Origin of the sequence: Methylomonas koyamae (assembly GCF_001644025.1) — a bacterium.
Taxonomy (GTDB): domain Bacteria; phylum Pseudomonadota; class Gammaproteobacteria; order Methylococcales; family Methylomonadaceae; genus Methylomonas; species Methylomonas koyamae_A.
In genome coordinates, this window is sequence record NZ_LUUK01000035.1 from 1 (window position 1) to 14107 (window position 14107).

Sequence of the window (14107 nt, forward strand, 5' to 3'; positions counted from 1 at the left end):
ATGAGCGCCGGGGGTATTTAAGTCGCCTGGGCCATGCGCGCCGTTTGGCCCAGGCATGACTCGTGGTTCGTCGTGCATCCTAAAATGAATTTGTCGGTCTTGAGTAGTCCCGTTCGACTTCCCTCGGCCATACGAAATCCCGGCCGGCGCTAAGCCTATCGGCGCCGCCATCTCCACGTCACTCGCGATCGCTGGCATCGCGGCACCGCTAGCCGGCGTATTATTCGACGATTTTCAGGCTAAGCCATTTACTCTACCTGCAGTCGGTGCGTACGGACCGCTGGCTAGGGCGTCGGCGTTTGCTCCATGATAGTGCGCGCATCCGTCCGCAAGCGTTGACTTTGCACGTCCCGAAAGTAAAATGGCTGGCTATTTAAATCATTGCCGGAACAGCAAAAACAGCCGTTCTCTCACTAACCTTAGGAATTGATTCATGAGCCACACTCTTTACCAAGCCAACGCGCAACGCGTGCAACGCTGCGAACTGGCGGTGCCGGGTTCCAATCCGGACATGTTCGAAAAAGCCCTGAAAAGCGGTGTGGACTTCATTTTCCTGGATTTGGAGGACGCGGTCGCGCCGGACGACAAGCTGCAAGCCCGTAAAAACGTGATCCAAGCCATCAACGATTTGGACTGGGAGGGCCACGGCATCACCTTGTCGGTGCGGATCAACGGTCTGGACACTCAATATATGGTGCGCGACGTGGTCGATCTGGTCGAGCAGGCCGGCGCTAAAATCAAAACCCTGTTGGTGCCCAAGGTCGGCGTTTACAGCGACGTTTACATGGTCGATGCGATGCTGAGCCAGTTGGAAATGCAGCAGGGCCTGACCAATAAAATCGGTATCGAAGCCTTGATCGAAACCGCGTTGGGCATGGCCAACGTCGAAGACATCGCCAAGCAGGGCGCCATCGGCGGCCGTTTGGAAGCCCTGCATTTCGGTGTCGCCGATTACGCGGCCAGCAATCGCGCCCGTACCGTCAACATCGGCGGTTTGAATCCGGATTATCCGGGCGACCAGTGGCATTTCGCGATCAGCCGGATGACGGTGGCTTGCCGGGCTTACGGCCTGCGGCCGATCGACGGTCCGTTCGGCGACATCAAGGACCCGGAAGGCTACAAAGCCGGCGCCCGCCGTGCCGCCGCGCTGGGTTGCGAAGGCAAATGGGCGATCCATCCGTCGCAAATCGCGTTGGCCAACGAAGTCTTCACCCCGCCGCCGGCCGAAGTCGAAAAAGCCAAGCGTATCCTGCAAGCCTTGAAGGAAGCCGCCGCCCAAGGCAAGGGCGCCGCCGCGCTGGACGGTCGTTTGATCGACGCCGCGTCCGAACGGATGGCCAACAACATTGTGCGCGCCGCCGAAGCGATCGCCGCGAAAACCAAATAATTCAATTCTTGTAGGTTGGGTAAGTCCTGAGCGAAGGCTAAGGGCCTAACCCAACACGAAGGCTTTAATGTTGGGTTAGGCTTCGCTAACCCAACCTACATTTTCCAATATCACGAGAGAACCCATGGACATTCATGAGTACCAAGCAAAACAGTTGCTCGCGGAATACGGCGTGAAAATCGCCGAGGGCGGTCTGGCTTACAGTCCGGAAGACGCGGTGCAACGCTCGCGCGAAATCGGCGGCCACGTCTGGGTCGTCAAGGCCCAAATTCATTCCGGCGCGCGCGGTAAGGCAGGCGGTATCAAGGTGTGCAAAACCCACGACGACGTCAGCGCCGCCGCCGAAGCCTTGCTCGGCAAACGTTTGGTAACCCATCAAACCGGTCCGGCCGGTAAACAATGTTTGCGCCTGTATGTCGAAGCCGGCGCCGACATCGTTAAGGAACTGTATTTCAGCCTGCTGATTGACCGCGCCCACGAGCGCATCGTTATGGTCGGCTCGGCGCAAGGCGGCATGGAAATCGAAGAACTGGCCGAGACCAACCCTGACGCGATCAAGAAAATCCACATCGAGCCGGCCGTCGGCTTGCAAGATTTTCAAGCGCGCGAGATGGCGTTCGCGTTGGGCATGACCGCCGACCAAGTGCCGCAAGCGGTTAAATTGATTCAAGGTTGTTACCGGGCGATGCGCGACCTGGACGCCAATATGATCGAAATCAATCCGCTGGTGATTACCGGTCACGACGAATTGATCGCGCTGGACGCGAAAATGGGTTTCGACGACAACGCCTTGTTCCGCCGTCAAAAAATTTCCGAGTTGCGCGACAAGACCCAGGAAGATCCGCGCGAAATGGCGGCGGCCGACCGCGGCTTGAGCTACGTCGGCCTGGACGGCGACATCGGTTGCATGATCAACGGCGCCGGTCTGGCGATGGCGACGATGGACATGATCAAACTGGCGGGCGGCGAGCCGGCCAACTTTTTGGACGTCGGCGGCGGCGCTTCGGCCGAGCGTACCGAAAAAGCCTTCCGGATGGTGTTGCAGGACAAAAACGTCAAAGCCATGCTGGTCAATATCTTCGCCGGCATCAACCGTTGCGACTGGATCGCCGAGGGCGTCGTCCAAGCGGTTAAAAACATCGATATGAAAGTGCCGCTGGTGGTGCGCCTGTCCGGCACCAACGTCGAGCAGGGCCGCAAGATCATCGAGGATAGCGGATTGCCGATCATTACCGCCGATACCTTGGCGGAAGCCGCAGAAAAAGCCGTCGCCGCCCGCAACCAAGTCGTGGCCGCGCAAGGATAAGGAAACACTATGTCAATTTTCATCGATAAATCCACCCGCATCATCGTTCAAGGCTTTACCGGCAAGATCGGCAGCTTTCACGCCCAGGAAATGATCGACTACGGTTCCAACGTAGTCGGCGGCATTACGCCGGGCAAGGGCGGTCAAACCCATTTGGGCCGGCCGGTGTTCAACACGGTCAAGGAAGCGGTCGAACAGGCCGGCGCCGAAGCCAGCATCGTGTTCGTGCCGCCCGCTTACGCCGCCGATTCGATCATGGAAGCCGCCGATGCGGGTATTAAATACTGCGTGTCGATTACCGACGGTATTCCGACTCAGGACATGATGAAGGTCAAAAACTTTTTGAGCAAATTCCCCAAGGAAAAACGCATGGTGTTGACCGGGCCTAACTGCGCCGGCACCATCAGCCCAGGCAAGGCGATGCTGGGCATCATGCCTGGCCACATTTACATTCCCGGCAGCGTCGGCATCGTCGGCCGTTCCGGCACGCTGGGCTACGAAGCCGCCGACCAAATGAAGGCGCTGGGCATCGGCGTATCGACCTCGGTCGGTATCGGCGGCGACCCGATTAACGGCAGCTCGCACCGCGACATTCTGGAGCGTTTCGAGCAAGATCCGGAGACCAAGGTGGTGATGATGATCGGCGAGATCGGCGGCCCGCAAGAAGTCGAAGCCGGCGTATTCGCCAAGGAAAACATGAGTAAACCGGTGGTGGCCTATATCGCGGGTCTGACCGCGCCCAAAGGTCGTCGCATGGGTCATGCCGGCGCGATTATTTCCTCGACCGGCGAATCGGCGGCGGAGAAAGTCGAAAGGCTGAAAGAACTGGGTGTGACGATCGCGCCGACACCGGCGGCAATGGGCGAGACGATCGCCAAAGTACTGGCCAAGCTGTAAATCCGGCCGGGCCAGCCGCCACCAAGCCCGCGGGATGCGGGCTTTTTTATTTCCAATGTTCCTTTTGCTTAGATCCGAGTTATGACATCCGCATCGCAACGAGGCCAGTGTCTCGACCATTACCGCCGTCTGCCGGCCGAACACCAGACGATCGTGAAATTGCTGGCGATGTATTACGGATACTGCTCGTTAACCACGCTGGCTAAATGCCTGGCGAGTCTGGGCATCAAGGAAGGCGGCAAGGTGTTGAAGTCCGAGTCGGTCAAGGCCAGGATCAAGCCGCTGATCGCCGCCGGATTGCTCGAGGAAAACCCCCGGCCCGGCGGTACCCGTTGTTCGCGGGCCCTGGCGGAAGTGATCGTTCGGCAAATGGTCGACGACAACGAATTCGAACGCTACGCGGCCGTCGTTACCACCCATAATCCGCCCGGTCACGGTTATTACCGCTATAACAGCGTCGACGATTGCATCCGCGAGGCCAGACTGTTTTTTCATCGCGGCGATTACGCGCAAGTCGCGCAATGTTTGAAGATCGGCGATCACTATCCCGGCAAAATTCCGGACCCGATCGATTTATACCTGTCCTGGTTTCTGAATCCGCTCGACCTGGCCGGATTCGCCCGCCAACACGGCCCGCTATTACTGGAAATGGCCGGATTCGCGGCGATGCACCAGTTGGTTTATCTTTACGCCAACTCCGACTTGCAACAGCTTTACCGGCATTTGCTGGATACCGACAAGGGCCGCGAGGATGCCTTGTTGCCGCGGGTGGTACTGGAGTTGAAGTTGTTGGAGGGCGACTGGGACGGCGTGGCCGGCGCGGTGCGGGGTACCGAAGATCCCGAGTTGCAGGCGGTCGCGGCGATGCTGGCTTTTTTGCGTGGCGAAGCTTCCGCCGCGCTGACCGGTTACGATAAGGCGTTGGCGGCGTTTCGCAAGCTCAGCGGCCAACGCAACATTTACTTTTACGGGTTGGCGGGGGTGTTTTATCCGCTGGCCATTCTCAAATACGGCGACACCAAGCAGCGCGCCAAATTGGCGACCTTGCTGAATCAGGCCGGCAAGCTGGGCGGTCCTTGGACAGGCATCTACCACTATCTGGCGGTCTTCAACCAGTTTTTGCAAGGCGACCTGTCGGTTCGCGATCAACTATTGCGCCTGGAGCTGCCGTTCCGGCTCAGCGGCGGTTTTCGCGACAGCGGCACGCCGGACGGCGTGCACGCCACGTCGCTGTTTCAATACGTGTTGTTGTTGGTCATCAAGTCCTGGGTTAAAACCGACTTTGTCGATAAGGTCGATCCGTTGGAGCAGAAGCTCTACAGTCATTTGCTGGCCAACGGTTATCGCTGGCCGGCGGCGGAGCTGGCCAAGATCTTCGCCGGTATCGACTTGCCGCGCGCCAAGCAATGGGATGCCGGTTTCTTGGAAGGTCGGACCGCGCTGAGCACGTTGTTCGTCAGTCGCGCCGATTGGGAAGTGGCCTTGGATGCGCTGCTGAATTTGCCGCTGGCCGATAAAAAGCCGGAAGCGGCCGCCAGCGACAAGGCATTGCGGCTGGTTTGGCTGATCAGTCACGACGAGAAAAATCACCGTATCGAAATCGAGCCGCGCGAGCAAAAACAGCAGGGCAAGGGCGGCTGGAGCAAGGGCCGGGCGGTGGCGTTGAAGCGCCTGGCCCAGGAAACCGCCGGTTTCGATTACCTGACCGACCAGGACCTGAAAATCTGCGCCCACATCAAGGAATACCGCGACAGCGGCTGGTACGGCAGCAACACTTTTTTCGCGTTCGACGCCGGCACGCCGCAAGCCTTGATCGGCCATCCCTTGGTATTTTGGGCCGATGCGTCGGAAGTCCGGGTCGAAATCGTTAAGGGCGAGGCGGAATTGCGGGTCAAGAAGTTGGGCAAGGACGATCGAATCAAGATCAGTTTGGAGCCGGCGCCCGGTTTCGAGCAAAAGTTTTATATTGCCAAGGAAGCGCCGACCCGCTTGAAGGTGGTGGAATTTACCGCCGAGCACCACAAAATTTACGGCGTGTTGGGCCCCAAGGGCTTGGAAGTGCCGATGACCGCCCAGGAGCGGGTGTTGCAAACCCTGACCGGCATTTCCGGGTTGCTGACCGTGCATTCCGACATCGGCGGCAGTTCCAGCAGCGCCGAGCAGGTCGAAGCCGATCCGACCCCGCGCCTACATTTGTTGCCGCATGGCGAAGGATTGCGGGTAGCCTTGCTGGTGCGGCCCTTCGCCAACGGCGGCGCCTATTTCCAGCCCGGCCAGGGCGGCGAAAGCGTGCTGGCCGAGATCGACGGCAAGGCCTTGCAGGCCGCGCGTAATCTGCGCTTGGAAAAACGCCGGGCCGAGGCGGTGCTGGATGCCTGTCCGATTCTCGGCGACGGCGAGCGCGACAGCGCCGGCGACTGGCTGCTCGATCATCCGGAAACCTGTCTGGAGTTGCTGCTGCAAATCCAAGCCTTGCCGGAGGGGCAGGCGATTCTGGAGTGGCCGGAAGGCGTGCGGTTCAAGGTGTTGGGTCATTCCAGCGGCAAGGGCCTCAGCCTGCAAATCAAGCGCGACAACGATTGGTTCAGCCTACAGGGCGAGCTGAAAGTCGGCGACGACACTGTGTTGGACATGCAGCAATTGCTGGGTTTGCTCGACAACCGCCAGGGCCGTTTTCTGCAATTAAAGGATGGCCAGTTCATCGCGTTGACCGACGAATTCCGCCGCCGCCTGGAAGATTTGAAAGCCTACGCCGATCTCAGCGGGAAGAAGGTGCGCATCAACCCGCTGGCGGCGCTGACGCTGGAAGACTGGGAAGACGAGGTCGGCTTCATGGCCGATCAGCATTGGCAGGCGCACATGCAGCGCTTGCAGGCGTCCCGCGATTATCAGCCGCAAGTGCCGTCCACTTTTCAGGCCGAATTGCGCGACTATCAGATGGACGGTTATCGTTGGCTGGCGCGGCTGGCGCAATGGGGCGTGGGTGCCTGTCTGGCCGACGACATGGGCTTGGGCAAGACCGTGCAGGGTCTGGCCTTGCTGGTCGAGCGCGCGCCGCTGGGACCGGCCTTGATCGTCGCGCCGACCTCGGTGTGCGCCAATTGGGAGAACGAAGCGATCCGCTTCGCGCCGACTCTGAACCCTATCGTGCTCGGTACCGGCGACCGCCAGCGCTTGCTGGAAAATTTGCAAGCCTTCGATCTGCTGATTTGCAGCTACGGCTTGTTGCAGCAGGAGCAGGTGGCCGAGATGCTGGCGAAAATCGAGTTCGGCACCGTGATTCTCGACGAGGCGCAGGCCATTAAAAACGTAGCCACTCGCCGCTCCCAAGGCGCGATGAATTTACAGGCCGGCTTCAAGTTGATCATGACCGGCACGCCGTTGGAAAATCATTTGGGCGAGCTGTGGAATCTGTTTCGCTTCATCAATCCGGGCCTGCTCGGCTCGCTGGAACAATTTAATCAGCGCTTCGCCGGACCGATCGAACGCGAACGCAGCGCCGAAGCGCGGTTTCGCTTGAAGAAATTGATCCAGCCCTTCATCCTGCGCCGGACCAAGACTCAGGTGTTGCAGGAGTTGCCGCCGCGCACCGAAATCCCGATTTACGTTGAACTCAGTCCGGAAGAAACCGCCTATTACGAGGCCTTGCGCCGCGACAGTCTGCGCGTGCTCAGCGCGGCGGAAGGACCGGCCGGCCAACGCCATCTACAGATCCTGGCCGCGATCACCAAATTACGGCGCAGTTGCTGCAACACTCAGTTGGTCAACCCGGATCTGGCACTGCCCAGCAGTAAATTGGCCGCCTTCGGCGAGATCGTCGACGAATTGCTGGATAACAAACACAAGGCGCTGGTGTTCAGCCAGTTCGTCGATCATTTGCAATTAATCAAGCAATACGTCGAGCGGCGCGGCATTCGTTACCAGTATCTGGACGGCTCCACGCCGGCCAAGGAACGCCAGACGCGGGTCGATGCCTTTCAACGCGGCGAAGGCGAACTGTTTTTGATCAGTTTGAAAGCCGGCGGCGTCGGTTTGAACCTGACCGCCGCCGACTACGTGATTCACATGGACCCGTGGTGGAATCCGGCGGTCGAGGATCAGGCGTCCGACCGCGCCCACCGGATGGGCCAGCAGCGGCCGGTGACGATTTACCGGATGATCGCCAAGCAAACCATCGAGGAAAAAATCGTCGCGCTGCATGGCCACAAGCGCGACCTGGCCGATAGTCTGTTGGATGGCGCCGACTTGAGCGGCAAGGTGTCGGCCAACGAATTGCTGGATTTGATGAAGGCCGAAGTCGCATAGCGGCTTATTGCCGCCTTAGATTGTGCTTCTTGCGAGCGATCGCCCGATCGGCCTTATTCTGTTGATGCGTCAAGCGGGCGCGTTCCGTATTCGTCACCACGCCGTCGGCCTTGGCATTGGCTTCCTGGCGTTCGATACGGGTTTGTTGATGTTCTAGACGATTGGCTTCGCGGGTGGTCAGCGCGCCGGAGGCTTCGCCTTGTTCGATACGACGTTCTTGATCGATTTGGCGCTGATCGATGCGTGGCGTGCCGGCCACGCCCGGTTGGCAGAACCCGATCGCCGCCAACAGGGCGGTCGTGCTAACAATCTTGGCGATGTTGTTCATCGGTGGTTTTCCTCGTGAGTTGAGTGAGCTCGGCCTATCGGCCGGGCGCCGGCTTGCTTCAAGCCGGCGGGCCCATTTTAGTCGCTACCATTAAACCTTTCTTAACCCTGCCGGCTAACCGGGAAATCGATTCGGTTTCAACTGCGCGCGCTAACTCCTTGAACTGAAAAGGCTGCGCGTTTTTCCTCGGGCGTAGCGTAAAAAGTTCTGCCGGCATCACAATATATTGTGCTAACATTTTTCCAATGGCACTACATGCAGTGGCGCAAGCCCGCACAGTGTCTTCGCGTTAATTCGTAATAAACATCAATATCTTACAAGCACAAACGTCGCCGAGTTCGCCGGTTCGGACACTATCGGTTCGAGGCGGCGCGTTTGTCGGCTTGTGAAACTCGCTCCGACGAGCGGGTTCGTCCAGTAACCATCAGACCAAAAGGGAATCCGCGCATGACCGCAAAACTTTCCGTTGTACCGTCCACCGATACCGATATTCCGCTGCAAAGCGCTTCCCTGGACATCTGGGACAGCAAATATCGTTTGAAGACCAAGGACGGCAAGGCCATCGACGCCAGTATCGACGACACATACAAACGGGTTGCCCGCGCGTTGGCCGATGTCGAGAAAACCAAGGCCTTGCGCGAACAGCATTACAAGGAATTCCTGTGGGCCTTGCGCCAGGGCGCGATTCCGGCCGGGCGGATTGTGTCGAATGCCGGCGCGTTGGAGCACAAGCCCGCTACCTCGACCATCAATTGCACCGTGTCGGGCATCATCGAAGATTCTATGGACGACATTCTGCATAAGGTCCACGAGGCCGGTTTGACCCTGAAAGCCGGCTGCGGCATCGGCTACGAATTCTCGACCTTGCGGCCGCGCGACGCCTACGTGTCCGGTGCCGGCGCCTATACTTCCGGCCCGCTGTCGTTCATGGACATCTACGACAAGATGTGTTTCACGGTATCGTCGGCCGGTGGCCGGCGCGGCGCGCAAATGGCGACCTTCGACGTCGCCCATCCGGACGTGGTGGACTTCATCCGCGCCAAGCGCGAGGACGGCCGACTGCGCCAATTCAACTTGTCGCTGCTGATTACCAGCGAATTCGTCGAAGCGGTCAAAAACAACGGCCCGTGGTCGCTGTCTTTCCCGATTACCGAGCGCGAACAGATCGCCGACCAGTTGGATTTGAACGATGGCGCCAAAGTGATCTGGCGCGATCTGCCCAATAAGAAAGGTTACGTGGTCAACGAGGCCGGTCTGGTGGCCTGCCGGATCAGCAAAGTGATGCCGGCCCGCCGCCTGTGGGACATCATCATGTCCTCGACCTACGATTACGCCGAACCCGGCTTCATCCTGATCGACAAGGTCAACGAGATGAACAACAACTGGTTCTGCGAGCACATCCGCGCCACCAACCCCTGCGGCGAACAACCGCTACCGCCTTACGGCTCCTGCCTGTTGGGCTCGATCAATCTGACCCGCTTCGTCGAGCAGCCGTTCACCGAGCAAGCCCGCTTCAACTGGGACGACTACCGCAAGACCGTGCGCATCTTTACCCGCATGTTGGACAACGTCGTCGAGATCAACGGCCTGCCGCTGCAAAAACAGCGCGACGAAATCACCGGCAAGCGCCGCCACGGCATGGGCTATCTCGGTCTGGGGTCGACGATCACGATGCTGGGCCTGAAATACGGCAACGCCGAATCGCTGGACTTCACCGAAGAAGTCACCAAGGTCATGGCCGTGGAGGGCTGGAAAACCGGCCTGGAACTGGCGAAGGAAAAAGGCCCGGCGCCGATCATGGAGCAACTGTTCGAAGTCACCGGCGAAATGCTGCATAAACGCCCGGAAATGCTGGCTGACGGCTACAAACTGGGTGACCAGGTGCCGGGTAAGGTGCTGCACGCCAAATACAGCCGCTACATGCAAAAGCTGGCGCAAGTCGAGCCGGAACTGGTGGCGCAACTGGCCGAAACCGGCTGCCGCTTCACCCACCACAGCTCGATCGCCCCGACCGGCACCATCTCGCTATCTCTGGCCAACAACGCCAGCAACGGCATCGAACCCAGCTTTGCCCATCATTATTCGCGCAACGTGATCCGCGAGGGCAAGAAGTCCAAGGAAAAAATCGACGTGTTCTCGTTCGAACTCCTGGCCTACCGCCACTTGGTCAACCCGGACGCGATGCCCTATAGCGACAATCCCGAGCAACAACTGCCGGACTACTTCATCGCCGCCGACGACATCAGCCCGAAACAGCACGTGGATATTCAGGCCGCCGCGCAACGCTGGATCGACTCGTCGATTTCCAAGACCGCCAACGTGCCGACCGACTACCCCTACGAAGACTTTAAGTCGATCTACGAATACGCCTACGAACAAGGCCTGAAAGGTTGCACCACCTTCCGCTTCAACCCGGAAGTATTCCAGGGCGTGTTGGTGAAAGAGTCCGACCTGGAAAACACCACCTACCAGTTCACGCTGGAAGACGGTCATGTGGTCGAATTCAAAGGCAACGAAGAAGTGGAATACGACGGCGAAATCCACACCGCCGCCAATTTGTTCGATGCGTTGAAAGAAGGCTATTACGGCAAGTTTTGATTCGTCGAACGATTCCAGATGAACGGATCATTTTCTGATTACATCGTATACGTCGATGAAAGCGGTGACCACGGTTTGAATAGTATTGACCCGAGTTATCCGATATTCGTACTGGTGTTTTGTATTTTCAAAAAGCAGGATTATGTTCAAAGTGTGGTGCCGTTGATTCAGGCGTTTAAACTCAAGCATTTCGGCCACGATCAGATAATCTTGCATGAAACAGATATTCGTCGGGATCGCGGCAGTTTTGCTTTCTTGAAAAGTCGGCAGCTTAAATTCGATTTTTTGAACGAATTGACGTTAATCATTCAACAATCGCCGTTTACCTTAATCAGTTCCGTGATCGATAAACAACGTTACCGGCAAAAACATCATATGGTGGAAAACCCTTACCATATCGGCCTGCGTTTTGGATTAGAACGGATTTTTTATTGTTTGCGACAATCGTCTTTGACCCATATCGTCGTGGAACAACGCGGCAAAGTAGAAGACGATGAATTGGAATTGGAGTTTCGGCGTATTTGCGCTGGTGATAACTACTTGCACAAGCCTCTGCCGTTCCAATTGGTGTTCGCCGACAAGAAAAGCAATTCCGCAGGATTGCAATTGGCGGATTTGGTAGCGCGCCCTATCGGGCTGCATTATTTAAGGCCGGAACAAAGCAACAGGGCGTTCGAAATCGTGAACGAAAAATTCTATACCAATAACCTGGGCGATAAACATGGATACGGATTGAAATGCTACCCCTGAAAAACAAAAAGCCCCGATGTAACCACCGAGGCTTTTTGTCGACCGAGTATCCTCAATCCTTGGCGACATTATCTGTTTGGCAACCTGTTTAGTCAAGCTCGGTAACTGACGAATTCAACAGACAAAATTTTAAAGGCAAGCAACATGACCCTACACAAAATCAGCAAAAAAATCGTCGGCTACAAAGTCCTGAGCAAGGACAGCGCCGAAGCGGTTCAACAAGCGGAAGCGGAAAAGCCGTCGCTGGAATCGATGCACGAAAACGTCGAGCGTCCGGAAATGCTGGTCGGCTCCACCTACAAGATCAAGACGCCGCAATCCGAGCACGCCTTGTACATCACGATCAACGACATCATCCTTAATCAGGACACCGCCCACGAAGAGCGCCGGCCTTACGAAATCTTCATCAATTCCAAGAATATGGAGCATTTCCAATGGGTACTGGCGTTGACGCGGGTCATCTCGGCGGTGTTCCGCAAGGGCGGCGACGCTTGTTTCCTGGTCGAAGAACTGAAAGCGGTGTTCGATCCGCGCGGCGGTTATTTCAAAAAAGGCGGGGTGTTCATGCCGTCCTTGGTCGCTGAAATTGGCCATGCCATCGAGTCGCATCTGAAGCACATCGGCATGATCAAGCCGGAAAAACTCAGCGACCATCACCAGCAGTTGTTGGACGAGAAGCGCCGGGAATTCGAGGCTTTGCACGGTTCCAGCGAGGGGCAGGCGTTTCCGGAAAAGGCCGTGCTGTGTAACAAGTGTTCGACCAAGGCGATGGTGTTGATGGATGGGTGTATGACTTGTTTGAATTGTGGGGAGAGTAAGTGTGGTTAATGCTAGGCAGTCCGTTATAATCCGGCAATGACTGAGTTGGCGACGACCGAATATTTTCGCAATGATGTACTGCTGAAACGGCCGTACATTAAACTCGAATGGTGCCAAGCCGCATTGTCCGAACCGTTTCGCCGCGAAATGCAAGATGATGGGCGAATTCGTCATTGGATATTTATAGGGGAGCTGGATAAATATTTGCGAGTTGTTACATTGGGCGACGGATTAACTGTCCATAATGCTTTTCCCGACCGGAGATTTAAACCATGAAATTAAGTTACGACCAAGCAACGGATTCGCTTTACATTCATTTAGCCGATAGGCCTTCGGTTGATTCGGATGAAGTCAGCGATGGGGTGGTTTTGGATTTCGATGAAAATGGCGCACTGGTGGGTATTGATGTGCAGCATGCCAGCCAAAAAGCGGATATTCAGAATTTAGCGGTATTGCATCTGCCGTTGAGGGAATTGCAGGCGGCATGACGGTAAAAGCGAAGAGCTTTCCCCCGCCGGATAGCATGGCGCGTGACGCTATCGCTTGAGCGCCTTACAGCTCTATAGTCAATCCACCAACTATAGTCATAATGTCAAACACCGGAATGCTATAAATGAGTTCAGAAAAGCATCTTACAGACATAAATTTCTTTATATGCTCGACTTATATTGATATGAAAGATTATCGCGATGCAGTAATAAAAGAAATTATTAGTCATGCTGGTATTATTAACGCTCAAGAGTTTTTTGGTGCAAGAGATCAGAAGCCTTTGGAAACTTGCCTTGAAGAACTTACAAAATCACAAGTATTCATAATGTTCCTTGGGCCGAGATACGGTACTATTGATCCATTATCTAAAAAGTCTTTTGTAGAATGCGAATTTGATAAGGCGACAGAGTTAAAATTGCCGCGTTTTGCGTATTTGATGGATGAGAAACATTCGTTTCCCGTTGAGTATATATCCAAAGGTGAAGATGCTGTTAAACTGGATGAATTCAAAGAGCGGGTTAAAGCTGATCTCACTGTGGATTTTTTTAGGTCACCTAGTGATTTAGCAGCAAAGGTATTTGCTGATCTTAAGCGCGAGTTGCCAAAATCAGACTTCAAGCTTGGTAAAGAGGATTCTGAAAAGGAGCTTGAGTCCTCTATAAGCTTGCTTTCTAAGTTTATTGCCCTTCCAAAACTGTTTCATGGCAGAACTATTTCTATAACGGGAAAACTTGGAATTTATGGTCGTGCTGAAGAACACGAGTGTAAAGCTCTTTCATATTCCTACGGAAGTGCTATAAAGAGATCTTTTCAACCTGTGGATACGTCAATTAATTCAGTGCTTTCTGGAAAACTCAATAAGGTATTCGCTGAAGGTGAGCAAGCTCTCAAACTGATTGAAATCCCGGCAGATAAGGAAGTAAGCATTATTGTCAGAACAGTTCAGGGTGAATATGAAACAAAGCAACCTGTATATGGGTTTGACTATGAGCCTGGAGTAGCGAGCACTTTATTTGAAATATCAGCCAGAAATATTAACGGTCGTCGTCGCGTTATCATTGATCATGAAATTGAGTTGACTTTAGTTTGTGCTCTTGAATATGTAGAAGGGCCGTAGATATTGTTATCTAGGTCGGGTGTGTACGGTTTTTGTGCCCACTCGGAATTTAAAACTTATATGGATATTGTTTCGCTACCGCGAAGCCACATTTAACAGGCTGGTGAAAAA

10 protein-coding genes are annotated in these 14107 nt (G+C 55.6%); 9 read left to right on the forward strand and 1 reads right to left on the reverse strand.

Annotation, left to right across the window (positions count from 1 at the left end; translation table 11 throughout):
- Nucleotides 1-433 precede the first annotated feature (433 nt).
- The 4 genes from A1355_RS03325 to A1355_RS03340 all read left to right on the forward strand — a co-directional run bounded on the left by A1355_RS03325 (nt 434) and on the right by A1355_RS03340 (nt 7895).
- Nucleotides 434-1387: an HpcH/HpaI aldolase/citrate lyase family protein gene (locus A1355_RS03325; RefSeq protein WP_064024973.1), complete on the forward strand. Its 954-nt coding sequence runs from the start codon at nt 434-436 to the stop codon at nt 1385-1387.
- 124 nt (nt 1388-1511) lie between these two features.
- Nucleotides 1512-2693: a malate--CoA ligase subunit beta gene (locus A1355_RS03330; protein WP_064024974.1), complete on the forward strand. Its 1182-nt coding sequence runs from the start codon at nt 1512-1514 to the stop codon at nt 2691-2693.
- A gap of 9 nt (nt 2694-2702) precedes the next feature.
- Nucleotides 2703-3590: a succinate--CoA ligase subunit alpha gene (gene sucD / locus A1355_RS03335; RefSeq protein ID WP_064024975.1), complete on the forward strand. Its 888-nt coding sequence runs from the start codon at nt 2703-2705 to the stop codon at nt 3588-3590.
- An 81-nt stretch (nt 3591-3671) separates the two neighbouring features.
- Nucleotides 3672-7895 (forward strand): DEAD/DEAH box helicase, encoded by a 4224-nt coding sequence (locus tag A1355_RS03340; protein WP_064024976.1) that lies wholly within the window; start codon nt 3672-3674, stop codon nt 7893-7895.
- Between the two features lie 4 nt (nt 7896-7899).
- Here A1355_RS03340 and A1355_RS03345 read toward each other — a convergent pair whose 3' ends face one another.
- Nucleotides 7900-8223 carry a hypothetical protein gene (locus A1355_RS03345; protein WP_064024978.1) on the reverse strand — a complete coding sequence of 108 codons (324 nt, stop codon included), beginning with the start codon at nt 8221-8223 and terminating at the stop codon, nt 7900-7902.
- A gap of 447 nt (nt 8224-8670) precedes the next feature.
- Here A1355_RS03345 and A1355_RS03350 point away from each other — a divergent pair, with 447 nt between their 5' ends.
- The 5 genes from A1355_RS03350 to A1355_RS03370 all read left to right on the forward strand — a co-directional run bounded on the left by A1355_RS03350 (nt 8671) and on the right by A1355_RS03370 (nt 13996).
- Nucleotides 8671-10821: an adenosylcobalamin-dependent ribonucleoside-diphosphate reductase gene (locus A1355_RS03350; RefSeq protein WP_064024980.1), complete on the forward strand. Its 2151-nt coding sequence runs from the start codon at nt 8671-8673 to the stop codon at nt 10819-10821.
- 18 nt (nt 10822-10839) lie between these two features.
- Nucleotides 10840-11571 (forward strand): DUF3800 domain-containing protein, encoded by a 732-nt coding sequence (locus A1355_RS03355; RefSeq protein ID WP_064024981.1) that lies wholly within the window; start codon nt 10840-10842, stop codon nt 11569-11571.
- A 144-nt stretch (nt 11572-11715) separates the two neighbouring features.
- Complete coding sequence (locus A1355_RS03360) at nt 11716-12399, forward strand: hypothetical protein (protein WP_064024982.1); 684 nt, start codon at nt 11716-11718, stop codon at nt 12397-12399.
- 263 nt (nt 12400-12662) lie between these two features.
- Nucleotides 12663-12878, forward strand: a complete 216-nt coding sequence (locus tag A1355_RS03365) for a DUF2283 domain-containing protein (RefSeq protein WP_064024983.1) — start codon at nt 12663-12665, stop codon at nt 12876-12878.
- A gap of 125 nt (nt 12879-13003) precedes the next feature.
- Nucleotides 13004-13996, forward strand: coding sequence for a DUF4062 domain-containing protein (locus tag A1355_RS03370; RefSeq protein WP_082885333.1), 993 nt, complete (start codon nt 13004-13006; stop codon nt 13994-13996).
- Nucleotides 13997-14107: the final 111 nt, after the last annotated feature.